This window comes from Paenarthrobacter ureafaciens (genome assembly GCF_004028095.1).
GTDB lineage: Bacteria > Actinomycetota > Actinomycetes > Actinomycetales > Micrococcaceae > Arthrobacter > Arthrobacter ureafaciens.
In genome coordinates, this window is the sequence record NZ_SBHM01000007.1 from 2,147,068 (window position 1) to 2,171,694 (window position 24,627).

The 24,627-nt window shown below is 63.8% G+C and carries 19 protein-coding genes; 15 read left to right on the forward strand and 4 right to left on the reverse strand.

Annotation, left to right across the window (positions count from 1 at the left end):
• Positions 1–368: 368 nt before the first annotated feature.
• Positions 369–1,115, forward strand: coding sequence for a phosphoglyceromutase (locus tag AUR_RS14330; RefSeq protein WP_062095283.1), 747 nt, complete (start codon positions 369–371; stop codon positions 1,113–1,115).
• 94 nt (positions 1,116–1,209) lie between these two features.
• On the opposite strand, the gene phoU is transcribed toward AUR_RS14330, so the two are convergent.
• Positions 1,210–1,863 (reverse strand): phosphate signaling complex protein PhoU, encoded by a 654-nt coding sequence (phoU, locus tag AUR_RS14335; protein WP_062095285.1) that lies wholly within the window; start codon positions 1,861–1,863, stop codon positions 1,210–1,212.
• A 198-nt stretch (positions 1,864–2,061) separates the two neighbouring features.
• Between phoU and AUR_RS14340 the strand changes: the two genes are divergently transcribed.
• Together AUR_RS14340 and AUR_RS14345 are read left to right on the forward strand one after the other, a co-directional pair.
• Positions 2,062–3,339 (forward strand): sensor histidine kinase, encoded by a 1,278-nt coding sequence (locus AUR_RS14340; protein WP_197521596.1) that lies wholly within the window; start codon positions 2,062–2,064, stop codon positions 3,337–3,339.
• Complete coding sequence (locus tag AUR_RS14345) at positions 3,336–4,016, forward strand: response regulator transcription factor (protein WP_021474268.1); 681 nt, start codon at positions 3,336–3,338, stop codon at positions 4,014–4,016. Before AUR_RS14340 ends, AUR_RS14345 begins: the two co-directional genes overlap by 4 nt.
• 98 nt (positions 4,017–4,114) lie before the next feature.
• Here AUR_RS14345 and AUR_RS14350 read toward each other — a convergent pair whose 3' ends face one another.
• Positions 4,115–4,672 carry a hypothetical protein gene (locus AUR_RS14350; protein ID WP_062095287.1) on the reverse strand — a complete coding sequence of 186 codons (558 nt, stop codon included), beginning with the start codon at positions 4,670–4,672 and terminating at the stop codon, positions 4,115–4,117.
• A 337-nt stretch (positions 4,673–5,009) separates the two neighbouring features.
• On the opposite strand from AUR_RS14350, the gene AUR_RS14355 reads away from it, so the two are divergent.
• From AUR_RS14355 to rlmB, 6 genes are all read left to right on the forward strand, one after another.
• On the forward strand, positions 5,010–5,492 hold the full coding sequence (locus tag AUR_RS14355) for a CarD family transcriptional regulator (protein ID WP_009357288.1): 483 nt from the start codon (positions 5,010–5,012) through the stop codon (positions 5,490–5,492).
• A 66-nt stretch (positions 5,493–5,558) separates the two neighbouring features.
• Positions 5,559–6,341, forward strand: a complete 783-nt coding sequence (gene ispD, locus AUR_RS14360; RefSeq protein ID WP_031217134.1) for a 2-C-methyl-D-erythritol 4-phosphate cytidylyltransferase — start codon at positions 5,559–5,561, stop codon at positions 6,339–6,341.
• Positions 6,341–6,883 (forward strand): 2-C-methyl-D-erythritol 2,4-cyclodiphosphate synthase, encoded by a 543-nt coding sequence (gene ispF / locus AUR_RS14365; RefSeq protein WP_021474271.1) that lies wholly within the window; start codon positions 6,341–6,343, stop codon positions 6,881–6,883. Before ispD ends, ispF begins: the two co-directional genes overlap by 1 nt.
• Positions 6,876–7,235, forward strand: a complete 360-nt coding sequence (locus AUR_RS14370) for a hypothetical protein (RefSeq protein ID WP_021474272.1) — start codon at positions 6,876–6,878, stop codon at positions 7,233–7,235. Before ispF ends, AUR_RS14370 begins: the two co-directional genes overlap by 8 nt.
• A 35-nt stretch (positions 7,236–7,270) precedes the next feature.
• Positions 7,271–8,740 (forward strand): cysteine--tRNA ligase, encoded by a 1,470-nt coding sequence (gene cysS / locus AUR_RS14375; protein ID WP_021474273.1) that lies wholly within the window; start codon positions 7,271–7,273, stop codon positions 8,738–8,740.
• Positions 8,741–8,819: 79 nt separating this feature from the next.
• The gene (gene rlmB / locus AUR_RS14380) at positions 8,820–9,812 is read left to right on the forward strand and encodes a 23S rRNA (guanosine(2251)-2'-O)-methyltransferase RlmB (protein ID WP_021474274.1); all 993 of its coding nucleotides are present in this window, start codon (positions 8,820–8,822) and stop codon (positions 9,810–9,812) included.
• Positions 9,813–10,063: 251 nt separating this feature from the next.
• Here rlmB and AUR_RS14385 read toward each other — a convergent pair whose 3' ends face one another.
• Positions 10,064–10,873, reverse strand: coding sequence for a carbon-nitrogen hydrolase family protein (locus tag AUR_RS14385; RefSeq protein ID WP_021474275.1), 810 nt, complete (start codon positions 10,871–10,873; stop codon positions 10,064–10,066).
• Positions 10,874–10,992: 119 nt separating this feature from the next.
• Between AUR_RS14385 and glgX the strand changes: the two genes are divergently transcribed.
• The 3 genes from glgX to AUR_RS14400 are packed head-to-tail and all read left to right on the forward strand — an operon-like array spanning position 10,993 to position 13,951.
• Positions 10,993–13,107 carry a glycogen debranching protein GlgX gene (gene glgX / locus AUR_RS14390; protein WP_062095289.1) on the forward strand — a complete coding sequence of 705 codons (2,115 nt, stop codon included), beginning with the start codon at positions 10,993–10,995 and terminating at the stop codon, positions 13,105–13,107.
• 19 nt (positions 13,108–13,126) lie between these two features.
• Entirely contained in the window at positions 13,127–13,585 is a 459-nt protein-coding gene (locus AUR_RS14395; protein ID WP_021474277.1) for a guanyl-specific ribonuclease, read from the forward strand.
• Positions 13,586–13,591: 6 nt separating this feature from the next.
• Positions 13,592–13,951 carry a barstar family protein gene (locus tag AUR_RS14400; RefSeq protein ID WP_062095291.1) on the forward strand — a complete coding sequence of 120 codons (360 nt, stop codon included), beginning with the start codon at positions 13,592–13,594 and terminating at the stop codon, positions 13,949–13,951.
• Between the two features lie 141 nt (positions 13,952–14,092).
• On the opposite strand, the gene glgP is transcribed toward AUR_RS14400, so the two are convergent.
• Positions 14,093–16,717 (reverse strand): alpha-glucan family phosphorylase, encoded by a 2,625-nt coding sequence (gene glgP, locus AUR_RS14405; protein WP_197521500.1) that lies wholly within the window; start codon positions 16,715–16,717, stop codon positions 14,093–14,095.
• A gap of 130 nt (positions 16,718–16,847) precedes the next feature.
• On the opposite strand from glgP, the gene AUR_RS14410 reads away from it, so the two are divergent.
• From AUR_RS14410 to AUR_RS14420, 3 genes are read left to right on the forward strand one after another with little or no spacing between them, the layout of a single operon-like run.
• Entirely contained in the window at positions 16,848–18,929 is a 2,082-nt protein-coding gene (locus AUR_RS14410; RefSeq protein ID WP_375338541.1) for an alpha-1,4-glucan--maltose-1-phosphate maltosyltransferase, read from the forward strand.
• Positions 18,929–20,725, forward strand: coding sequence for a maltose alpha-D-glucosyltransferase (treS, locus tag AUR_RS14415; RefSeq protein ID WP_021474282.1), 1,797 nt, complete (start codon positions 18,929–18,931; stop codon positions 20,723–20,725). The genes AUR_RS14410 and treS overlap by 1 nt, the downstream gene beginning before the upstream one ends.
• A gap of 1 nt (position 20,726) precedes the next feature.
• A complete protein-coding gene (locus tag AUR_RS14420) occupies positions 20,727–24,374 on the forward strand; it encodes a 1,4-alpha-glucan branching enzyme (protein ID WP_062095295.1) in 3,648 nt (1,215 codons plus the stop codon).
• Positions 24,375–24,627 lie beyond the last annotated feature (253 nt).

The window sequence follows — 24,627 nt, forward strand, 5'->3', positions numbered from 1 at the left end:
GCGGGGCAGGGGGAGTGGGGCGCCGCGGCGTCGTGGTTAAGGGTGGTCCGGGGTGGCCGCTGGGGGCTGCGGGCTTGGGGCTGGGGTGGGCTTGTCTTGGGCGCCCCCCTTTGCCGCCTTCCGCTCCCGTGGTTATGGGGGCGCTGTGCGTGAACGGGTGCGATGGCGCCGAAGTAGGGGTGCGCCAGGCGGAAACGGGTGCGGCCGCCCACGAAGAACCCGTGCTCCCCGGGCGCCCAACGGACCACACCGCCGCCCAGAGCCCAGAGCCCGGAGCCCAGAGCCCGGAGCCCAGCCCCGGAGCCCAGGGCCCGGTGCACGGCGTAATGCCCGGCGGGAGGGAACACGCCTCGGCTAGGATGAAAACCATGACTTACAAGCTGATTCTGCTGCGCCATGGCCACAGCGAATGGAACGCCAAGAACCTGTTCACCGGATGGGTGGACGTTGACCTGAACGACCAAGGCCGCAAGGAAGCAGCGCGCGGCGGGGAACTCCTGGTCGAGAACAACGTTCTCCCGGACGTCCTCTACACCTCGCTGCTGAAGCGTGCCATCAACACGGCGAACATCGCCCTGGACAAGGCCGACCGCGGCTGGATCCCGGTCAAGCGTGACTGGCGTCTGAATGAGCGTCACTACGGTGCCCTCCAGGGTAAGGACAAAGCCCAGACCCTCGCCGAGTTTGGCGAAGAGCAGTTCATGGAATGGCGCCGCAGCTACGACACCCCGCCGCCGCCCCTGGACGACAACAGCGAGTTCTCGCAGGCCAACGATGTCCGTTACAAGGACCTCGGCGATGCCCTTCCCCGCACGGAGTGCCTCAAGGATGTCCTTGTCCGCCTGCTTCCCTACTGGGAATCGGACATCAAGGAAGACCTCAAGGCCGGCAAGACCGTCCTGGTGACGGCCCACGGCAACTCCCTGCGTGCACTCGTGAAGCACCTGAACGGCATCAGCGATGACGCCATTGCCTCGCTGAACATCCCGACCGGCATCCCGCTGGTCTACGAACTGGACGAAGACTTCAAGCCCGTCACCCCGGGCGGCACCTACCTGGACCCCGACGCCGCAGCCGAGGCTATCCTCGCAGTGGCCAACCAGGGCAAGAAGTAAGGCTTCGCCGCCCCGGCTGAAGAACGCTGGACATACGACGGCGGTCCGGTCACCTTGGGTGACCGGACCGCCGTCGTGATTTAACTGCCCTGTATTAGAAGCCCTCAGGCTGCCACTCTCCGGTGACCAGGTAGGTGACCTTGCGGGCAACCGAGACCCCATGGTCGGCGAAGCGCTCGAAGTAGCGGCTCGCAAGGGCAACATCCACCGTGGTGGCAGCGGATTCCTTCCACTCGGGAGCAGCGATCGCCTTGAAGACGCTCAGGTGGAGGTCGTCCACCGCGATGTTGATCTTGAGGATGTCGCGGGCAACTTCGAGGTCGCGGGTCTCCAGGAGCTCGATGACCTTGGCGACGATCTCAATGTCGTACCGGGCCATGGCCTGGAAAGTCTCAGTGAGCGAAGAGGGGATGACGTTGGCCGGGTAACGGAGCCGGGCCAGCTGGGCGACGTGCCGGGCGAGGTCGCCCATCCGTTCCAACGAGGCACTCATGCGAAGGGAGCCAACAATCATGCGCAGGTCGCTGGCCACCGGACCCTGGAGGGCAAGGATGTCGATGGCACGCTCGTCCAGGCTGTTCTGCAGGAAATCGATGCGCGCATCGGCCGCGATGACGTCTTGGGCAAGGTCAACGTCGGCACCTTCAAAAGCAGTGGTGGCCTTGGTGATAGCTTCGTGAACGAGTTTGGAGATCTCGATGAGGTCGTCGCCAACCTGGGTGAGCTCCGACTGAAAAACCTTGCGCACTAAGGCGTCCTTTCCTTCGAGACCCGGCACAGGCGGCGGCCGGGATCGCAAAAACCACGGGTAGTCCAACAAGCAACATTGACAGTAGCCCGTGAACGGTTCCGCACCTTTAGGTGAACGTTAGTTGAACCGTTCGGGTTTGCCTCCGGAACCATGCATCGCCACGTTTGCACAGCATAAGCTGGTCGAGTGGATCCGTTGCTCGTAGGCGTCATTGCCGGCCTGGTTGGCCTGTCCTTGGGCGTGTTCGGCATGCTCGCTTTCGGCATCAGTGAGCGGCAACGGAAGATCGAGGACTTAGGCATCTCCGAGCCCGTGCTTCCCGAAGGGGCAGCGGAAGTACTGTCCGTGGTGGGCCGTGCTTTCGTGGTGGTGGATGCGATCGACGGCGTCGTCCGGGCCAGCCCCGGCGCCTATGCCTATGGCTTGGTCCGCGGGCACACGGTGGTCCACAAGCAGCTTCTGGAAATGACCGCCAAGGTCCGCCGCGACGGCGTGATCCTGGAAGAACAGTACGAGCTGCCGCGGGGACCGATGGGCAAGGGCGCGATTGTCGTGCAGGTCCGGGCAGCGATGCTCGGGCAGGAATACATACTGCTGCTTGCCGACGACCGCACCGAGATCACCCGCACGGAGGAAATCCGCAACGACTTCGTGGCCAACGTTTCCCACGAACTCAAGACCCCGGTAGGGGCCATCTCCCTTTTGGCCGAAGCCCTCGAAGCGTCCGCGGATGACGAGGAGGCCGTGCGCCGTTTCGCCAAGCGCATGCACAAGGAATCGGGCCGCCTCGCAGCCCTGGTGCAGGACATCATCGAATTGTCACGCCTGCAAGGCGCCAACGTCGCCCAGCAGGGCAACGCCGTGGACGTCAACGCCGTGATCCTGGAGGCCGTGGACCGCTCCCAGCTGCCGGCAGAGAGCAAGAACATACGGATAGTGGTGGGAGGCCATGCGGACACCGAAGTCTTCGGCGACCGGGACTTGCTGGTGACCGCACTGCGCAACCTCATCGACAACGCCATCCGCTACTCGCCCGAAAACAGCCAGGTGGGAGTGGGCGTCCGGACCCGCGAAGGCGTGGTCGCGGTGTCAGTGACGGACCAGGGCGAAGGGCTGACTCCCGAAGACCAGGAGCGCGTGTTCGAGCGCTTCTACCGCGTGGACGCCGCCCGCTCCCGCCACACCGGCGGCACGGGCTTGGGGCTGAGCATCGTCAAACACATTGTCTCCAACCACGGCGGCGAAGTGACGGTATGGTCCCAGCCCGGCCACGGCTCCACGTTCACCATCCGCTTGCCCGAGTTGGAAAGCCAGGACGACGGCGGACTCCCGCCTTCCACTGCCAACCCGGTTCCGCTTCCCGGACAGCACCAGGGGAGCGCCGCCGTCGAACCCCAACGAGCGGGCCACGCTCGCAATGAAAGTCAACAAGAGGGCGCCAGCGGCGCCCAAGAGCAAGGAGCCAGCGCTTGAGCCGGATTTTGATCGTGGAGGACGAAGAGTCCTTCAGCGACCCACTGTCCTACCTATTGGGCAAGGAGGGTTTCGACGTTGAAGTAGTGGACAACGGCAGTGATGCCTTGGTGGAGTTCGATCGCAACGGGGCAGACCTCGTCCTGCTTGACCTGCAGTTGCCGGGAACACCAGGAACTGAAGTGTGCAGGCAATTGCGGCAACGCTCCAGCGTGCCGGTGATCATGCTGACCGCCAAGGACTCGGAGATCGACAAAGTAGTGGGCCTGGAACTCGGTGCCGACGACTACGTCACCAAGCCGTACTCTTCACGTGAATTGGTGGCGCGTGTCCGGGCCGTCCTTCGCCGCCAAGGCGAGCCCGAGGAGCTCATCTCTTCCACCGTGCAGGCCGGGCCTGTCCGCATGGACATAGAACGGCACGTGGTCAGCGTTAACGGGCAGCAAGTCTCCCTGCCCCTCAAGGAATTCGAACTGCTGGAGATGCTCCTGCGCAACTCCGGGCGGGTGTTGACCCGCGGGCAGTTGATCGACCGGGTGTGGGGTTCGGACTATGTAGGGGATACCAAGACCCTGGATGTCCACGTCAAGAGGCTTAGGAGCAAGATTGAGCCGGATCCTTCGGCCCCCCGCTATTTGGTCACCGTCCGCGGACTGGGGTACAAGTTCGAGCCGTAGGCCGAGGGCATGGGCCCTAAGTCCATGAAGAAACAAACAAGGGAGGGGTTCCGCCGTAGCGGAACCCCTCCCTTGCAGTTGCTTGTAAGAGCGCGGTCCTAGTGGCCGGCTCCAGCCGACTCGGTGGAGGTAGCGGAGGGCGAGGCCGAACCGGACTCCGTAGAGGTGGGCGATGCCGAACCGCTGGGGGTGGGCAGGTATTCCTTGTACTCAGGAAGGGTGCCGTCCACAACAGGCACGTTGATCGTGGCGGAGTCGGAACCGCTGCGGATGGTCACCGGGGTCAGGCCGCCGGGGATAACGCCGGCGCTGCTGAGGATCGCGGAGTCGGAGCCGGTGTTCAGGTACGTCTCGGAGTTTGCCTTGACCGGGATTTCGGTCTGGGAGCCGTTTGCGCCGCTGATGGTCAGGGTAGCGTCCGAGGTGCCCTGGTTGAAGACAGCGCCGATGACGCGTCCGGGCTCCTTCTCGCCGGAAGCCACGATCAGGATGTTGCGCAACTGCAGCTGGCCGAGGTCAGCCTTGACCCCGTCGGATGCCGAGTACTGGTGCGAAGTCTGCTGGGCGTTGACGAAGCCGCAGCCGGTGACGGACAGAAGACCGACGCCGATTGCAGCGGCCGCAATTGCCAGCTTGCCGCGCTGGACAGTGTTCATCGCAGAAATGCGCACGACACCTACTCCTCAAGAGTCATTGGAAAGTTTTCAGCCATAGCCTATCGGCAAATCGGGCGAAACGAGGATTCGGGAAGCCTTTGTGGCGCCCACGACGGCGGATACAACCGCGTGCGACCGCGTGCCCGCTGGCGCGCACGCGTGAGAGCCCGGGCATTCACTTCGATTGACTAATGCATCTTTCACAGTTTTCGTCAAGGGGTTCTTTAGGGCCCTTTCGGGCCTTTTTCCCTTTATTTGCGCGGGAGGAGGGGCCGTCCGATGCCAGTCGTATGCCTTAATCGTGATAGACTAGTCTGCGGGAAAGGGGAAAGTCCACATGGTTTTTGAGGTCGGCGAGACAGTAGTTTACCCTCACCACGGTGCAGCAAAAATTGAGGAAATCAAGATGCGCACCATCAAGGGCGAAGAGAAGATGTATCTCAAGCTCAAGGTGGCTCAGGGTGATCTGACCATTGAAGTTCCAGCAGAGAATGTTGACCTTGTTGGGGTCCGGGACGTAGTGGGCAAGGATGGTTTGGAGCACGTATTTGACGTCCTCCGCGCCGAGTTCACTGAAGAGCCCACCAACTGGTCACGTCGTTACAAGGCAAACCTGGAGAAGCTTGCTTCGGGTGATGTCATCAAGGTGGCAGAGGTCGTCCGCGATCTTTGGCGTCGTGATCACGATCGCGGCCTTTCCGCAGGTGAGAAGCGCATGCTGGCCAAGGCGCGGCAGATTCTGATTTCAGAACTGGCGCTGGCTGAGAAGACAGACGAAGAGAAGGCAGCAAGCGTTCTCGACGAGGTCTTGGCTTCCTAAGAATTGATGCCCGGTGGTGCGAAAGCGCCGCCGGGTTTCTTTTTTGTCTTCCAGTAACCTTGGCGCATGAGTAATCCTTCAATGCGCTCGGTTACGGCCGTCATCGTAGTTGCAGCCGGTTCAGGGGAGCGCCTGGGCTACGGCATGCCTAAAGCCCTGGTTCCTTTGGGTGGTGAGTCCATCCTCATGCATGCCCTCCGCGGCGTGGTGGCGGCAGACGTTGCACGCCAGATCTGCGTTGCCGTGCCCAAGGGGGATACGGAGATGCGTGAGCTGATCGCTGATTTCACCGTGGAACTGGTGGACGGCGGACCTGAAGTGTCGGTCGTCGACGGAGGGTCTACCCGCGCGGACTCCGTGCGCGCCGCCCTCGCCGCATTGGAGGAAGGCACTGAATTTGTGCTGGTGCACGACGCCGCCCGGGCCCTTGCGCCCGAGCGTGTCTTCCAGCGCGTTGCCGATGCCCTTGCTGCCGGGGCGAAGTCGGTCATTCCGGCGATGCCGGTGGTTGACACCATTAAGACGGTGGCGGCTACAAGCGGGGCAGGGACGGAGATCGCGCCGGAAGTGGTCACCGGAACCGCCAACCGGGAGCAATTGCGCGCAGTCCAGACGCCTCAAGGTTTTGAGCTGGCAACGCTGCGCCGTGCCCACGGGGCCGCAGCAGATTTCGATGACCAACAGTCTGCGTCGGTTACCGACGACGCCATGTTGGTGGAACTCCTCGGAGTTCCGGTGCATGCGGTCCGGGGAGCCAGCCAGTCCTTGAAAATCACCACACCGCTGGACCTCATCATCGCCGAAGGCTTGTTGGAAGGCCCCCTGGGAATGCGCTGGGTGGAGGGCTGATGAACCAAGCTGAACCGATCCTGCCTCGCACCGGAATCGGCATTGACGTGCACGCCTTCGCACCCGCCGACGACCCCCAGCCGCTGTGGTTGGGAGGATTGTTCTGGGAGGGCGAGCAGGGGCTCTCAGGCCATTCCGACGGCGATTGCATCGCCCATGCGGCCGCGGATGCGCTCTTCTCCGCCTGCGGAATCGGCGACCTCGGCACGCACTTCGGCACGGACCGCCCCGAGTTTGCAGGCGCTTCCGGAGTGAAGCTCCTGGGCGAAGCCGCGCGCATTGTCCGTGCCGCAGGATTCGGGATCGGAAACGTGGCCGTGCAGTTCGTTGCCAACCGTCCCAAGTTCGGCCCTCGGCGGGAAGAATCACAGCGGGTCCTCAGCGAAGCCGCCGGTGCACCCGTGAGCGTCACGGCGACCACCAGTGACGGCCTCGGATTCACGGGGCGCGGTGAAGGGATCTCGGCCATCGCCACGGCCCTGGTTTACCAACTGCCGGAGCCCGGGCAGCCGACTACCGCGAACGGCGGGCAGGATGCGTAAGCCGCGTTCCGGCGTCGTACGTTTTCCGGCCGCTGCAGCAATAGCAGCCCTCGGGACGGCACTGATGCTGGCCGGCTGCGGCGGAACTCCAAAGATGGACGTGAAAGCCAGTTGCGAGTTCCTGAACAACGATTCCTTCAAGCCGGACGGCAACCAGCAGCAGCAGTCCAAACAGCTGGCCGAGCACTATCACCAAGTCTCGGAAAAACTCGCCCCGGAGATCGCGGACCCCATCAAGGAGATGGCGGCCATTATGGACAAGGCCGCGTCCTCGTCGCTCGGAGCGGCTACCCAGGAGCAACAGCAGCAGCTTACGGTCCAGTTCAACAAGATCGGCGAGTTCTGCAAGTAAGCCGGGCACGGTCCGGCATCGGCTAATCTGGAGCGGTGACCCTGCGCTTCTATGACACTGCCTCCGCCGAAGTCCGCGACTTCGTTCCCCTCGAACCCGGCAAGGCGAGTGTCTACTACTGTGGGGCCACCGTTCAGGGCATGCCGCATGTGGGCCACGTCCGTTCGGCGATCGCATTCGACCAACTGACCCGATGGCTGGAATTCCGCGGCCTGCGGGTCACAGTCGTGCGCAACGTCACGGATATTGATGACAAGATCCTGGCAAAGTCCGAACGGTCCTTCGGGCCTGACTGGGACGCCGAACCAACAGCCAAGCAGGACGAGGAATGGTGGGCGCTGGCCTACCGTTACGAGCTGGAATTCGAGCAGGCCTACGAGACACTTGGTGTCCAGCGCCCCACCTACGAACCCCGCGCCACCGGACACATCCCTGAGATGCACGCTCTGATTCAGCGGCTCATCGACCGTGGCCACGCCTACCCTGCCCTCGATGACTCCGGAGACGTCTACTTCGATGTCCGTTCCTGGAGCAAGTACGGTTCGCTCACGCGTCAGAACGTAGATGACATGCAGGGAGCCGCCGACGCCGACCCCCGCGGAAAGCGTGATCCCCGCGACTTTGCGCTGTGGAAGGGTTTCAAGGAAGGCGAACCGGAAACCGCCAGCTGGGCTTCGCCCTGGGGAGCCGGCCGTCCCGGGTGGCACCTCGAATGCTCCGCCATGGTCACCAAGTACCTCGGCAAGCGCTTCGATATCCACGGCGGGGGACTCGACCTCCGTTTCCCGCACCATGAGAACGAGATGGCGCAGTCCCAGGCTGCGGGCGATGATTTCGCCAACTTCTGGATGCACAACGGCTTGGTGACCTACGAGGGCGAAAAAATGTCCAAGTCCATAGGCAACACCATCAGCCCGGCCGAGATGCTGGACGTGGCCTCGCCCAGGGTGGTCCGGTACTACCTCGGGCAGGCCCACTACCGCTCTGTCCTGGACTACCGGCCGACGTCGCTCCAGGAGGCGGCTGCCGCCGTCGAACGCATTGACGGTTTCATCGCGAAAGCGTCTGCCAAGGTTCACCACGACATGGGCGGACCGAACGCTTATGCCGTAGCGCCGCAGGCCAACATGCCGGCCGCCTTTGCCGCCGCGATGGACGATGACCTGAACGTCCCGCAGGCACTGGGCGTCCTTCACGAGACGGTTCGTGCAGGCAACACGGCGCTGGCCGCCGGGGATCTTGAGGGGGCCAAGCAGGCCCTCTACAGCGTCAATGCCATGACCTCGGTCCTGGGACTGGACGCCGTGAAACGCCCCGAAGCCGTGCAAGGCCGTGAACACGCCGCCCTCGAGGTGCTGGTCGAGGCGCAGCTCGAAGCCCGGGCAGCCGCGCGTGCGGCGAAGGACTGGGCCGCGTCGGACGCGATTCGCGACACGCTCGCCGCAGCCGGCATCGTGGTTGAGGACGGGCCCGACGGCGCAACGTGGAGCCTCAAGCGCGGCTGACAAGAAGGCTCGTCCGCCGAATTGCATTGGGTCAGTAGACTTGATTCCAGACTCATTACAACATCAAGGATGGAATCCCATGGCCAACAACGGTAACCGGTCGGTCAAGAAGAAGAAGGGCCCCACCGTCGGAACCGGTGGCCACGGCCGCAAGGCACTCGAAGGCAAAGGCCCCACGCCCAAGGCGGAGGACCGCGTCTACCACAAGGCCTACAAGAACAAGCAGTTGGCCGAGCGTTCGGCTGCCAAGCGCGGTGCAGGTCCCCGCGGCGCCGGCGCACGCCGGAGCACTGGTCCCAAGGGCCGCGCCACTGAAGAGCTGGTGACTGGCCGCAACTCCGTTGTGGAAGCCCTGCGCGCCGGCATCCCGGCCAAGGCGCTGCACGTGGCCATCCGGATCGAGATGGACGACCGCGTCAAGGAATCCCTCAAGATTGCTGCTGAACGGAATATCCCGCTGCTGGAGGCCGGCAAGTCCGAGCTCGACCGGATGACCGAGGACGCCGTGCACCAGGGCCTCGTCCTGCAGATTCCGCCGTACGAGTACGAGGACGCTTACGATCTCGCCGAAGAAACGGTAGCCAAGTGGAAGAAGGGGCACATCTCCAACGCTCCGCTCTTCGTCGCACTGGACGGCATCACTGACCCCCGCAACCTTGGCGCCATCATTCGTTCGGTTTCCGCCTTCAGCGGTCACGGCGTCATCGTGCCCGAGCGTCGCTCCGTAGGTGTGACCGCTTCCGCGTGGAAGACCAGCGCGGGAGCTGCCGTCCGTGTCCCCGTGGCACGGGCATCCAACTTGAACAACGCCCTCAAGCAGTTCAAGGAGATGGGCATCTACGTTCTGGGCCTGGACGGTGGCGGCGACGTCTCGCTTCCGGACCTCACCGTCGCTACCGAACCGGTGTGCATCGTGGTGGGTTCCGAAGGCAAGGGCCTCAGCCGGCTCGTGCGCGAGAACTGCGACCAGATCGTCTCCATCCCGATCGACTCCGCCATGGAGTCCCTGAACGCTTCCATGGCCGTCGGCATCTCCCTCTACGAGGTCTCCCGGCAGCGCTCGGCAAACTAGCCCCGTTCCTCTCTCACATCCCGACGCGTTTTGGCTCACGCTCTCTCACCTCAAGCGGTGGGGGAGCGTTTGCCGTTCTGCGTGGATCAGCCCACGACGGCGCCTCCCGGACACCCGCAGTACGTCCGCCGCGGGTGGGATGTGGCAGAGCAACCGGCGGAAGCGGGTGGGATGTGGCAGAGCAACCGGCGGAAGCGGGTGGGATGTGCCAGAGCAACCGGCGGAAGCGGGTGGGATGTGGCAGAGGAACGCTAGAAGTCGCGGCGGTTGGCCAGCACCGGGAGCTTTTGGCGGGCTTCCTGTACTACGGTCCCGTCGAGGTCGGCAAAAATCAGTCCCGGCTCGCCTTCGAGTGATTCAAGCACTTGGCCGAACGGGGAAACGACGGCGGAGTACCCCACTCCCGTGGGTGCCGCGCCTTTGGTTTCCACTCCCTGGGTAGCGGGATCACCCTGGCCGCAGGCAAGGACGAACGTGGTGGTATCCACGGCCCGGGCGCGGGCAAGGAGCTGCCATTGCTCAGCTTTGCCGGGGCCGGATCCCCAGGATGCTGAGACGATATTGACCACCGCGCCGCGCCGGGCGTTCTCGGTGAACAGGGCGGGGAAACGGATGTCGTAGCACGTGGCCAGACCAAAGGTGAGGCCACCGGCGACGAACGTCACGGGGTCTGTACCGGGCTCGACGGTATCCGACTCCGCAAAACCGAACGCGTCGAACAGATGGATCTTGTCGTAGCTGGCCTCTACGCCCGGGCCGGTGGCCACAAGGGTATTCCGTACGCGGGCTTTTCCGGACTCCGAGGGGGTGCCGGGCGTGAACATCCCGGCAACGATCACCAGCTCCAGCTCCTTGGCGAGTTCGCGGACCCGGGCTGCCCAAGGGCCGTCGAGGGGCTCGGCAATGTCCAGCAGCGAGTTGCCGAACGCACGCATCATGGCTTCCGGAAAGACCACAAGGCCGGCGCCGCCTTCCTTGGCTCGTCGGGCATACTCCTCCAGGATCTGCAGGTTCCCGTCCAGATCCCGGCCTGTGATGACTTGGGCAAGTGCCACGCGCACGATGTGTACCTCCAGTTCCGTACCTCCCAGTATGGCAGTGCTGCAAGGAAGTGCCGCGTATGTCGTCACATGGAAGGAGGAAGCGGCACATAGTTGGCGTGGAACTAAACTTGCAATCAATGGTCATGCCTATTTTGGAAACAGCAGCCGCCGTGGACGCCTCCCGTCCCGCGCCGCTCGGACTGAGCTCGCCGCAGTCCGGGGAGACTAATGCTGCCTCCGCACCCATCGGTCACGTCAACGTGGCAGTGTTCGCCCCGGATCTGGAGCGTGTGGAGATGGCGTACCAGGCGCCAGGCGAGGGATGGCGCGTCCACACTCTGCCGAACAAGGCCGACGGCATCCACTTCGGCATCGTGGACGGGGTTCCGCCCGGCACCCGCTACGGTTTCCGCGCCGCTCCTGAAGGCGGCGGACTTCCGGTGTCCGTGCCCTCGGTGGATTTTGACGACGACGGCGGACAGCCCCTGTTGCTTGACCCTTACGGCCGCGCCGTGGACCAGCGGGGCGAATTCCTGACGAGCGTGCATATGGACCGTGACTTTGACTGGGGAGATGACGCCACGCCGCGGACTCCGCTGCGGAACACGGTCATCTACGAGGCCCATGTCCGCGGCCAGACGATGTTGCACCCGGACATCCCCGAGCACCTGCGTGGAACATATGCAGGCATGGCCCATCCCGTGATGATCCAGCACCTGACGGAACTGGGTGTGACGGCCGTGCAGCTGCTTCCGATCCACTTCCACCTGGATGAGTCGCACCTTCAGGACCTTGGCCTGACCAACTACTGGGGCTACAACACCATAGCTTTCTTCGCACCGCAGTCCTCCTACGCCACCGAAGCTGCGCGGAACGCAGGGCCTCATGCGGTCCAGGACGAGATCAAGGGCATGGTCAAGCTGCTCCACGCTGCCGGGATCGAGGTGCTCCTGGATGTGGTCTACAACCACACAGCCGAGGCCGGACCGGACGGGCCTCCCATCAGCTTCCGCGGACTGGCGGAGAAACGGTACTACCGCCACGATGCCCACGGCCGCTACTTGGACACCACCGGCTGCGGCAACACACTGGACTTCAGTGATCCCGTTGTGGTGGACCTGGCTTTGGACTCGTTGCGCTACTGGGTCAACGACTTCCACGTGGACGGCTTCCGTTTCGACCTCGCTGTGACGCTTTGCCGCGATTCCGGAAACGAATACGACCCGAACCACCCGTTCCTGCGCGCGATCGCGGAAGATCCCGTGCTGTCCTCGGTCAAGCTGATTGCCGAGCCGTGGGACGTCGGTTTCGGCGGTTGGCAGACTGGACGGTTCCCCCGCGGCTGGGCTGACTGGAATGACCATTTCCGCGACGGCGTCCGCAACTTCTGGCTTTCCGATCGCGCAGCCATCGAGGCCGGCGGCCACGGCGGGTCAGTGGCGAAGCTCGCGCAGATCATGGCCGGTTCCCAGGAGCTGTTTGCCGCTTCAGGCAGGACGCGTCTGGCGTCGGTAAATTTCGTCACGGCCCACGACGGCTTCACCCTTGCGGACCTCGTCAGCTACGACCGTAAGCACAACGAAGACAACGGCGAGCAAAACAGGGACGGCCACGGCGATAACCGCAGCTACAACCATGGCTTCGAAGGCCGCAGCGAGAACGAGGCGATCGTTGCTGCCCGCGCCCTGTCAGTCCGCAACCTCATGGCTACCCTTTTGCTGTCCATTGGCGTTCCGATGATCACAGCCGGTGATGAACTAGGGCGGACGCAGCATGGGAACAACAACGCCTACTGCCAGGACAACCCCACTGCCTGGTTGGACTGGAGCCGCACCCACGAGGCCCACTCACTGTTCCGGACCACCCGCGAGTTGGTCCGCCTTCGGAGATGGTTCCTGAGCCAGCAGCCTGAGAGCTTCCCGGCGATGGCCGACGACTCCAGCCTTCAGTGGTTTGATGACAACGGCAAACGCATGACCCCGGCCCGCTGGAACGATCCCGGCGTCCGGTGTGTCCAACTTCTGATGGGTGACGAGGACAGCCAAGTGCGCGGCTTGATCGTGATCAACGGCAGCAACCATGACGTTCGGATGGTCCTGCCGGAGATTTTGAGCGAGACGGGCGTCGGGAAACGTATGTTCGAGCTCCGTTTCACCACGTCAGTGCTCCATGAACGCCGTAAGGGTGCGCTGGTAGCGTCCGGTGAACGGGATATCCTGCATGCCAACACCATCAACGTTTACCGCACCTGAAACCTGAGGAGTTCCCGGCATGAAACGCAGCAGGCTGGCGGCGTTCGCAGGTTTGGTGATCGCCGTCGTCGTGCTGGTTGTCGCAATGGTGAGCGGCCAGCAGGCGCCAACGGCACCTGGGGAGTCACCCGGCACCGCGGTAAGTACGACGTCGGCGCCGCCTGCTGCTGGCCGGGGACCGGAGAATCCTTCCGGACTGCCGGCCGTCAACGCCTCCCAGTTGCCCAAGGAAGCACGGCAGACCCTTGTCCTCATCGCGAAGGGCGGTCCCTACCCATACCGGGAAGATGACGGAAACTTCGGTAACTTCGAAGGACTCCTGCCCAAGAAGGGAAGCGGCTTCTATAAGGAGTACACGGTGCCGACGCCGGGCAAGTCCAACCGCGGAGAACGGCGCATAGTGGTGGGCAGGGACGCAGCCAAGTACTACACCGCGGACCACTACGAATCGTTCAAGTTCATCGTCGAGGATAAGTAGGAGCCCATGAAGATCTACTCAGCTGACACCTGGACGCTCGAAGAACTGCAGGAGCAGGTTTCCGACGCAGGCCGCCGCACTATCCTGGTGCCCCCCGCGGACACCAAGAAGGCCGTCCTCGAGGTCTTCGGCCAGGTCCTGGATTTCCCTGAGTACTACGGCGTGAACCTGGATGCCCTCAATGACTCCCTGCATGACTTCGCCGATTCCCTGTCGGAGGATGGCGATGCTCCGGTCACCATGATCTGGCAGGTCCCCGCGGCTTACCGGACGGACCGCTCATTCGGGGTGGTCTGCGAAATCCTCCAAGACGCAGAGCGCTACGCCGGCCGCGACCTGGCAGTGATCGCCGTCTTCCAGCACTAAAGCGCAAACGGCCTGGTGGATCCTAACCTTGGTCATCGTTTAAAGCCCACTGGGCGGCCGTGATCCGGCAGCGCACGTCAAAGGCGAGGAACCAGCCAGTGCGCCGAGGATTGCGGCCGCCCAGCGGCGGCTGAACCAAGACTAAGCGTTCGCGATCAACCCAAGTTCAGCCTTGGAAGCCAACGCCGCGTGCTTCGGGAACACCCGGACGGTGTAGCCGAAGGAACCCGAGCGGTTGATGACCAGTGAACCGTGGAAGAGATGCCGACCGTGGCCGAGGTCTTCCTTCGGGTCCAGTTCGGCAACCACAATGTCTTCGAGTTCATCGCTTTCCTCGGCCCGTCCGAAGGCCACCTCCACGGCGACGTCTTCGGGTGCGAGGTTGTTCAGGGCGATGTACGCGTTGACCTGGAGGGTGTCGCCTACTTGGGGTTCCTCGGAGAGGCCCACCGAATCGACGTGTTCCACTACAACCTCGGGCCAGGCGTTCCGGACCTTGGTGGTCCAGGCGGCGAGTTCCTTCGCCTCCCGGTAGGAGTCTGCGGAGGCCCTCCGCCCGGACACGGCTGCCGGGCAGTAGAGGTTGTTGACGTAGTCGTGGAGCATGCGTTCGGCGGAGACAGCAGGACCGAGGTTGGCCAGGGTGTGCTTGATCATCGAAACCCAGTGGGTGGGGATCTTCTCCGTGCTGGACTCGGAAGGTCCTGCCGCCCCGGCACCTTGGGACACGGTGGTGCCGTAGAAGCGGGGTGCCACCTGGGTTTCGAGGAGTTCGTAGAGGGCTGCGGCTTCGATGTCGTCACGTTGGTCGGCTGAGGCGCCGTTGTTGGCCGTGGGGATCGCCCAGCCGTTCTCGCCGTCGTACATTTCGTCCCACCAACCGTCCAACACGGACAGGTTCAACGAGCCGTTGATGGCCGCCTTCATCCCGGACGTGCCGCACGCCTCCAGGGGGCGGAGGGGGTTGTTGAGCCAGACGTCGCATCCCGGGAACAGGGTTCGCGCCATGGCGATGTCGTAGTTGGGCAGGAAGACGATCCTGTGGCGCACTTCGGGGTCGTCCGTGAACCGGACCAGGTCCTGGATCATTTTCTTGCCCGCATCGTCCGCTGGGTGCGACTTGCCCGCGATGACCAACTGGATGGGGTGCTTCGGGTCAAGGAGCAGGGCCTTGAGCCGCTTGGGGTCGCGCAGCATCAGGGTGAGGCGCTTGTAAGTGGGAACACGGCGGGCGAAGCCGATGGTCAGCACGTCCGGATCCAGGACTTTCGCGGTCCAGCCGAGTTCGGCGTCGGCGGCGCCCCGCTTCTTCCAGGAGGCGCGCAGGCGGCGGCGGACATCCTCGATCAGCTGGACGCGGAGTTCGCGGCGAAGTGCCCACACATCCTCGTCACTGACGTTGTAGGCGAGGTCCCAGCGCCCCATCGCTTCGGCTTCCGCGCCGAACTGGCTGCGGACAAGGGAGGAGATCCGCGGGTCCACCCAGGTAGGAACGTGGACGCCGTTGGTGACGGAGGCGATGGGCACCTCGGAGTGGTCGAATCCCGGCCACAGGCCTGCAAACATCTGGCGGGAAACAACGCCGTGAAGCTTCGCTACGCCGTTGGCGCGCTGCGCCAGGCGCAGGCCCATGACGGCCATGTTGAAAACCGCAGGGTTGCCGCCGTCGTAGTTTTCCCGGCCGAGCTCCAGGATCCGTTCCACCGGGACGGCAGGGGCGAGGCCCCCTTCGAAGAAGTGCTTGATCTGGACCGCTTCGAAGCGGTCGATCCCCGCGGGCACCGGTGTGTGGGTAGTGAAGACGGTGGAGGCGCGGCCGGCGGCGAGTGCCTCTTCCCAGCTGAGCGGATCAGCGGGATCGGACATGGCTTCCTGGATCCGCTCAATACCGAGGAACCCGGCGTGGCCTTCGTTGGTGTGGAAGACTTCCGGCGCGGGCGTGCCGGTCAGTTCCTGGTAGACGCGCAGGGCCTTCACGCCGCCCATGCCGAGCAGGAGCTCCTGCTGGAGGCGGTGGTCGCCGCCTCCGCCGTACAGGCGGTCCGTGATGCCGCGGGCGGCTTCGTCGTTGGAGGGAACGTTGGAGTCCAGCAGCAGCAGGGGCACGCGTCCGACGTCGGCACGCCAGACGTGCGCATGCAGCTCGCGTCCGTTGGGCAGCGGCAGGGAAATCTGCACGGCCTTGCCCTGGCCGCCGTCCTTTGCGGGGTGGCGCAGGAGTGTCAGGGGCAGCCCGTCAGGGTCCAGGACGGGGTACGTTTCCTGCTGCCAGGCATCGCGGGAGAGTGACTGCTTGAAGTAGCCGGCCTGGTAGAGGAGGCCGACGCCGATCAGCGGGACGCCGAGGTCGGATGCGGCTTTGAGGTGGTCGCCGGCAAGGATGCCGAGGCCGCCGGAGTACTGCGGGAGTACCTCGGTGATGCCGAATTCGGGGGAGAAATAGGCGATGCACTTGGGCGCGTCGTCGCCCAGGCTTTGGTACCAGCGCGGCTCGCTGAGGTAACGGTCCAAGTCCGCCGCGGCTTCCTGCACGCGCGCCACGAGCTCTCCGTCCGCGGCCAGGTCCTGAAGCTGTTCCCGGCTGATGGACCCAAGCAAGGCAATGGGATCATGCTGCGCGTCTTCCCACAGCGCAGGGTTGAGCCCTGCAAAAAGTTCCCGCGTGGGCCGGTGCCATGACCAACGCAAGTTCGTTGCCAAACGGGCTAATGGCCTGATGGGCTCAGGGAGGACGGTACGGACTGTAAACCTTCGGATTGCCTTCACGAGCGCCACACTAACCGACTCCCATGACAGTCGGAACCGCTTTGGGTTTCTTTTAGGTAAAAGACATGAGCGCGCCGAATATAGGTCGTGTGCTTAGCATTCTGTGATTTTTGTCAGTAACGTCGTGCTTGTGACGAATATCCAGCGAACCAGCACCGCTCTGAAATCCAAGACAAAAACGGACATCACCGACGGACTTCGCTTCGGCCGGTTCCCCATCACGGCTGTCCAGCCGGTGGTGGACGGGGGCCGTTTCCCGGCAAAGGCATTGCCCGGGGAAGACCTCCGGGTTTCTGCCACGGTATTCCGGGAAGGACATGATCAGCTCGGCGTTTCCGCTGTGCTCCTGGATCCCAGGGGCAAGGAACGCCAGCGGGTCCGGCTGGCCCCTTCCCAGGAGGAACGCTGGAAGGGTCTGGACCGCTGGGAGGGCCACCTGACCCCCACCGGTGTGGGAGCCTGGTCGTTCGTCATCGAAGCCTGGCACGACCGGTACGGCACGTGGCACCACAACGCCGAGGTGAAGGTTGCCGCCGGGATCGACGTCGAGCTCATGCTCACTGAAGGTTCCGTGCTCCTCGCCGAGGCGGCAGGGGACGACGCCGGACGCAGCGCCGCGGAAAAGCGCACCTTGCGTGCCGCGTCAGTCGTGCTGGCGGATACCACCAAGTCACCCGAGGAGCGCCTTGCCGCCGGTTTCAGCCGCGAGGTGCTGGCCGCCGTCGGGCGTGTTCCCATCCGTGAACTGGTGACGGTTTCCGAGCAGTTCCCGCTCAAGGTGGAACGGGACCTTGCCGGCCGTGGCTCGTGGTACGAATTCTTCCCCCGCTCCGAAGGTGCGGTGCTGGACCACGCCACCGGAGTATGGACTTCCGGCAACTTCCGCACCGCGGCCCGGCGGCTGGACGCCGTTGCCGGGATGGGGTTCGACGTCATCTACCTGCCGCCCATCCACCCCATTGGTTTCCAGCACCGGAAGGGCCGCAACAACACCTTGACACCGGGCCCGCAGGATCCCGGCTCGCCGTGGGCCATCGGTTCCAAGGACGGAGGCCACGACGCCATCCATCCTGATCTGGGGACTTTCGAGGACTTCGACGCGTTCGTTGCGCGTGCCAATGAGCTTGGCCTTGAGGTGGCACTGGACCTGGCCCTGCAGGCCGCTCCAGACCACCCATGGGTCGAGTCGAATCCGGAATGGTTCACCACCCGCGTGGACGGCTCCATTGCCTACGCGGAAAACCCGCCGAAGAAGTACCAGGACATCTACCCCCTCAACTTCGACAATGACCCCGCCGGCCTCTCCAAGGAAATCCTGCGCATCGTCCAGTTGTGGATCAGCCACGGCGTGAAGATTTTCCGCGTGGACAATCCGCACACCAAGCCTGTCTGGTTCTGGGAATGGCTGATCGGAAAGATCAACAAGCGCAATCCCGAGGTGGTTTTCCTCGCGGAGGCGTTCACCCGGCCGCCCATGATGCACGCCCTGGGACGGGCAGGATTCCAGCAGTCGTACACGTACTTCACGTGGAGGAACACCAAGACAGAAATCGAGGAGTACTTCCACGAGGTCAGCCACGAGACCCCGGCGTTCTTCCGCCCGAACTTCTTCGTGAACACCCCGGACATCCTCACCGAGTACCTGCAGTACGGCGGCCCGGCGGCTTTCAAGATCCGTGCCGTCCTCGCCTCCACCGCCAGCCCGCTATGGGGCGTCTATGCCGGCTACGAGCTGTATGAGCACGTTGCCAGGCCCGGTGCGGAAGAGTACATCGACAACGAAAAGTACGAGTACAAGGCACGTGACTGGGAGGGTGCTGCGGCGTCCGGCCACACGCTGGCCCCCTACATCACCAGGCTCAACACCATCCGCAAGGACCACCCGGCCCTGGGCGATTTGCAGAACCTGACATTGCACGGGAGCACGGACGATGCAACCGTTGTGTACTCCAAGCACAAGACGTTGCCGGACGGCCGCAAGGACACTTTGATCGTGGTGGTCAACGTGGATCCGCACAGCACGCGGGAGAGCACGGTTTCGCTGGACCTCGCTGCGCTGCAGCTCGATCCCGGAGACTTCAACGACGAGGGCCGTTACTGGGTGGACGACCTCATCAGCGGACAAAGCTGGGAATGGGGCGAACACAACTACGTCCGGCTGGACGCCCACGTTGAGCCGGCCCACGTGCTCAGCATCCGGAGGCAGCCTTAGTGAGTTTTTCTCCGCAAAACCCGAGCCAGTACTTCACTCCGAAGAACACCTTCGAGCTGAACGCTCCCGGTCTCCAGCATGATCCACACTGGTACCGCAAAGCTGTGTTCTACGAGGTACTGGTTCGGGCCTTTGCGGATGCCAACGGTGACGGCTCCGGTGACTTCCAGGGCCTGATCGACAAGTTGGACTACCTGCAATGGCTGGGCGTCGATTGCCTGTGGCTGCCGCCGTTCTTCCAATCGCCGTTGCGTGACGGCGGTTACGACATTGCCGACTACACCTCAGTGCTGGACGAGTTCGGGACCATCAGCGATTTCAAGCGCCTGGTGGCCGAAGCGCATGCCCGCGGCGTTCGGGTCATCATCGACCTTCCGCTGAACCACACTTCGGACCAGCACCCCTGGTTCCAGGAATCCCGTAAGGACCCCACCGGCCCTTACGGGGATTTCTATGTGTGGAGCGACACCGACGAGAAGTACCAGGACGCACGGATCATCTTCGTGGACACCGAAGAATCCAACTGGACTTTTGACCCCATCCGCCGGCAATTCTTCTGGCACCGCTTCTTCAGCCACCAGCCGGACCTGAACTTCGAGAACCCGGCCGTCATCGACGCCCTGCACGATGTTGTCCGTTTCTGGCTGGACCAGGGGATCGACGGCTTCAGGGCAGATGCCATTCCCTACCTCTATGAGGAAGAGGGCACCAACTGCGAGAACCTTCCGCAGACCCACACCTTCCTGCAGGACCTGAGGCGGATGGTGGACGAAAGCTACCCGGGCCGGGTGATCATCGCCGAGGCAAACCAGCCCCCGCATGAAGTGGTGGAGTACTTCGGAACCGAGGAAGCACCCGAATGCCACATGGCGTTCCACTTTCCCATCATGCCCAGGCTGTACTACGCGCTGCGTGACCAGAAGGCCGCCCCGATCATCGAGACCTTGCGGGATACACCCAGGATTCCGCGGGGAGCGCAGTGGGGCACCTTCCTCCGCAACCACGACGAACTGACCTTGGAAATGGTGAGGTCCGACGAGCGGGCAGCGATGCTCGGCTGGTACGCCCCGGATCCCCGGATGCGGGCCAACATCGGTATCCGACGCCGGCTGGCACCGTTGCTGGACAACTCCCGGGCCGAAATCGAATTAATCAACGCCCTTCTGCTCTCCCTGCCGGGCAGTCCGTTCCTCTACTACGGCGACGAAATCGGGATGGGTGACAACATCTGGCTCGATGACCGCGACGCCGTGCGCACGCCGATGCAGTGGAACCCGGACCGCAACGCAGGATTCTCCAACGCAGACCCCGGCAAGCTCTACCTGCCGATCATCCAGTCGCTGGTTTACAACTTCGCCATGGCCAACGTGGAGGCCCAGGCCGCCCATTCCGGCTCGCTGTTGCGCTGGACGCGCCAGATCCTGAGCGTCCGGAAGAACCATCCGGTGTTCGGGCTGGGCAACTTCCGCCACATCGAGGCCGACCACGAGGCCGTGCTGGCGTACGTCCGGGAACTTGCTCCGGGAAATGAGGAAGGGGAAACGGCACAGACGATTCTGTGCGTCTTCAATCTTTCGCAGCATCCCGTAGCGGCCACCCTGGACCTCCCTGAGTTCGCCGGCCGCGGCTTCAGGGACATCTTTGGCGGCCAGCCCTTCCCGGCCGTGGGTGATAACGGCCAGCTGACTGTGATGTTGGGGAGCCACGCCTTCTACTGGCTAAGGCTCCGCTCCGCATTTTCCAATCCCTCGTCGCCTATGACGCAGGCGATCCCGGTGGTGTCGACGAAAGGATGAGATGAGCAAGGGAACGTTGGACCCCTTGATTGAAAGCCTTCTGCGCGGCTGGCTCCCCACGAGGCGCTGGTTTCCGGTCAAGAGTCCGGAATTCGACCTGGAGCGCGTAGGTGGTTTCGCCCTCCCGGAACCGGGCGGGGCGGATGCAGTGGAAGTCCTGCTGCTTGCCGTCACCTACAAGACGGCCGACGGCGGCCCGCGGACCGACGTCGTGCAGGTTCCGTTGAGCTTCCACGGCCAACCGCTGGCGGACGCCCCCGAAGCTCTTATCGGTGAGGTGACGCAGCCCGGGGGTGGGCTCCGGCTGGTGTACGACGCTGCCTTCGATGAAGCCTTCATCAAGGGTTGGCTGGAACTCATGCGCGCCGAAAGCACAGCGGGAGAGGGGGCAGCACGCGGCCACCTCGCCGCCGGCCGCCTGACCCTGCCGGACAACCCGACGTCCGTGAAGGTGCTCTCCGGTGAACAGTCCAATACGTCCGTGATCGTGGACGACGGTGACTCAGCGTCCATCGTGAAGATCTTCCGGGTGCTCGCGGCCGGGAAGAACCCGGAAGTGGAGCTGGGCGCGGCCCTGACCGCCGCCGAAACCGGGGAAGTTCCGGCAACCCTCGGCTGGATCACCGGTTCGTGGCACGCGCAGGGTGAGGCTGCGGGAGGCGAACTCACGGTTGCCCACGAATTCCTCCGCGGGGGACAGGACGCCTGGCGACTGGCCGTAGAGGCAGCGGGTTCCGGCACCGACTTCACGGCCGAAGCCCACGGGCTCGGTGCTGCCACCGCCACGGTCCATGCGAGGCTGGCCGGGACCTTTGGGACTTTCCCCGGCCAGGAAAAGGGCCCGGCGATCATCGCAACGCTCGCACGGCGGGTCCGGGCCTCGTGGGCTGAGGCGGCAACCGCCGTCGGGCCTTACGACCAAAGGCTTGAAGAGCTGTTGGCGACCCTCGACGACAACGCCGTAGGCCAGCTGCAACGCGTCCACGGCGACCTCCACCTCGGCCAGATTCTCCGGGTTCCGGAGGCCGGAGGGAAGCCGGGACGCTGGGCCATCCTCGATTTCGAAGGCGAGCCGCTCCGGACCATCGACGAACGCAATATGCCGGACCTCCCGTTGCGGGACGTCGTGGGGATGCTGCGCTCCTTCGACTACGCCGCAGGAGCGGCAATCCGCGAAAACGCGGAAGCTGCAGTGCCCGACTCCTGGGTGGATGACTGCGCCGAGGCCTTCCTGGCCGGGTACGCGGAAGTCAATCCCGGAGCCATTGACCGCAGCTCACCGCTCTTTGTGGCATTGTGGCTGGACAAGGCCTTGTACGAGGTGGTCTATGAGTTGCGGAACCGGCCGGATTGGTTAGCCATCCCGGTCAACGCGGCACGGCACATCCTTGATAACACGGACCGCGGCACGCCCGCGGCTACAGCGGAAGGTAATGACATGACTGGCTCTGCACGCACCGAACGGCCCCGCGTTCCCCGGCAGGTGGACGCCGAGACCTTGGCCCGTGTGGCAGCCGGCGCCCACCACGCGCCCCACTCGGTCCTGGGCGCACACCTTGACGACCACGGCCACGTCACCGTCCGCTCGGTCAAGCACCTGGCCAAGTCGGTAACAGTGGTGACCGAGGCCGGGCGCACCCCCATGGAACACGAAGCCCATGGTGTGTGGGTGGCGGTCCTGGAGCCGCTCCAGCCCGGCCACGTGCCGGACTACCGTCTGGAAGTGGAGTACGACGCCGATTCCGTCACCGTTGATGACCCGTACCACTACCTGCCCACGGTGGGAGAAGTGGATCTGCACCTGATTGGCGAAGGACGGCACGAGCGCCTCTGGGACGTCCTGGGCGCGCATATCCAGAACTACCGCACGTCCTTGGGCGATGTGCATGGCGTGTCCTTCGCCGTATGGGCTCCCAACGCGCAGGCTGTGCGGGTCATCGGTGATTTCAATGGCTGGGACGGCCGGCAGCATGCGCTGCGCTCGCTGGGCTCATCCGGTGTGTGGGAAGTCTTCATTCCGGGCGTTGTAGCAGGGGCGTGCTACAAATTCGAAATCATGACCCGGTCCGGGCACTGGGTGGAGAAGGCTGACCCGCTTGCTTTCGGGACCGAGGTCCCGCCGCTGACTGCGTCCCGCGTGGTCGATTCCAGCTACCGCTTCAAAGATTCGGAGTGGATGGCTGCGCGTGCCGCCAAGGATCCGCACAACTCCCCGATGAGCGTCTACGAGGTACACCTTGGTTCGTGGCGTCTGGGCCTTGGCTACAAGGAACTGGCCAAGGAACTGGTGGACTACGTCAAGTGGCTCGGGTTCACCCACGTGGAGTTCATGCCGGTAGCCGAACACCCCTTCGGCGGTTCATGGGGCTACCAGGTCACGTCCTACTTTGCCCCCACCTCGCGGTTCGGCCATCCCGATGAATTCCGCTTCCTGGTGGACTCCCTCCACCAAGCCGGGATAGGCGTGCTGCTGGACTGGGTTCCCGCGCACTTCCCCAAGGACTCGTGGGCACTTGCCCAGTTCGACGGCCAACCGCTCTACGAACATTCGGATCCTGCGCTGGGGGAGCACCCGGACTGGGGAACGCTGATCTTCGACTTCGGCCGGCGCGAGGTCCGCAACTTCCTGGTGGCCAACGCCCTCTACTGGCTGGACGAATTCCACATTGACGGTCTCCGCGTCGATGCGGTCGCCTCCATGATCTACCTGGACTACTCACGGGAAGAGGGGCAGTGGCGGCCCAACAAGTTTGGCGGCCGCGAGAACCTCGAAGCGATTTCCTTCATGCAGGAAGTCAACGCCACGGTGTACAAGACCCATCCGGGAGCCGTGACAATCGCCGAAGAATCCACTGCCTTCCCCGGCGTGACGGCACCGACCAACCACGGCGGCCTCGGCTTCGGGCTCAAATGGAACATGGGCTGGATGCACGACTCGCTCAAGTACATCGCCGAGGATCCGATCAACCGCCAATGGCACCACGGCACCATCACGTTCTCCTTGGTGTACGCCTTCTCGGAGAACTTCCTGTTGCCCATCAGCCATGACGAGGTGGTGCACGGGAAGGGTTCCATGCTGCGCAAGATGCCGGGCGACCGGTGGCAGCAGCTGGCCAACCTGCGTGCCTTCTTTGCGTACCAGTGGGCACACCCGGGCAAGCAGCTCATCTTCATGGGCACGGAATTCGGCCAGGAAGCCGAGTGGTCGGAACAGTACGGCCTGGATTGGTTCCTTGCCGACATCCCCGCGCACCGTGGGCTGCAGTTGCTGATCAAGGACCTCAACGAGCTGTACGCGGCTACCCCGGCACTGCATGTGCAGGACAATGACCCTGCCGGATTCCAGTGGATCAACGGCGGGGATGCCCAACACAACGTCCTCTCCTTCATCCGGTACGACCGTGAAGGCAAGGCCGTCGTGTGTGCAGTCAACTTCTCCGGTGCCCCGCACCAGGACTACGTCCTTGGGGTGCCGTCCGCCGGTAAGTGGACCGAAGTGCTGAACACCGACGCCGAAAGCTACGGCGGTTCGGGAGTCGTAAACAACGGCGCCCTGGAAGCGACCACTCCGGGTGCGGATGGTCAACCAGCCGCACTGAAGGTCACGCTCCCGCCGCTGGGCGCTTCATGGTTCATGGTGGCTGAGTAGGACAGGCGCGGATCCCGTTCATTGCGACCCAGGTCCGCGGTGGCTGGCCGTGCTGCGTGAGGAAAAGGACCCGCATCCGATGGATGCGGGTCCTTTTCCTTGAGTTTGCAGGGTTTCCCGCCGGAGCGGTACCCGTGTTCGCGGACGCTTTGCGTTCTGGGCGGAGCGGGGGTAGAGTTAATTCTCGCGCTGGTCCCCGAGCGGAGATCGCGATCTGACAAGTTACCGCAAGGAAAACATCAAGTAGCCGCAA

Bases quoted from the DNA above. Each gene is read 5' to 3' on its own strand.
- rlmB (WP_021474274.1), top strand. From the start codon at position 8,820: ATGGCCAACAACGGTAACCGGTCGGTCAAGAAGAAGAAGGGCCCCACC.
- glgX (WP_062095289.1), top strand. From the start codon at position 10,993: ATGGTCATGCCTATTTTGGAAACAGCAGCCGCCGTGGACGCCTCCCGT.
- ispF (WP_021474271.1), top strand. From the start codon at position 6,341: ATGAACCAAGCTGAACCGATCCTGCCTCGCACCGGAATCGGCATTGAC.
- AUR_RS14395 (WP_021474277.1), top strand. From the start codon at position 13,127: ATGAAACGCAGCAGGCTGGCGGCGTTCGCAGGTTTGGTGATCGCCGTC.
- AUR_RS14370 (WP_021474272.1), top strand. From the start codon at position 6,876: ATGCGTAAGCCGCGTTCCGGCGTCGTACGTTTTCCGGCCGCTGCAGCA.
- AUR_RS14350 (WP_062095287.1), bottom strand. From the start codon at position 4,672: ATGAACACTGTCCAGCGCGGCAAGCTGGCAATTGCGGCCGCTGCAATC.
- AUR_RS14420 (WP_062095295.1), top strand. From the start codon at position 20,727: ATGAGCAAGGGAACGTTGGACCCCTTGATTGAAAGCCTTCTGCGCGGC.
- AUR_RS14355 (WP_009357288.1), top strand. From the start codon at position 5,010: ATGGTTTTTGAGGTCGGCGAGACAGTAGTTTACCCTCACCACGGTGCA.
- AUR_RS14330 (WP_062095283.1), top strand. From the start codon at position 369: ATGACTTACAAGCTGATTCTGCTGCGCCATGGCCACAGCGAATGGAAC.
- ispD (WP_031217134.1), top strand. From the start codon at position 5,559: ATGAGTAATCCTTCAATGCGCTCGGTTACGGCCGTCATCGTAGTTGCA.
- AUR_RS14400 (WP_062095291.1), top strand. From the start codon at position 13,592: ATGAAGATCTACTCAGCTGACACCTGGACGCTCGAAGAACTGCAGGAG.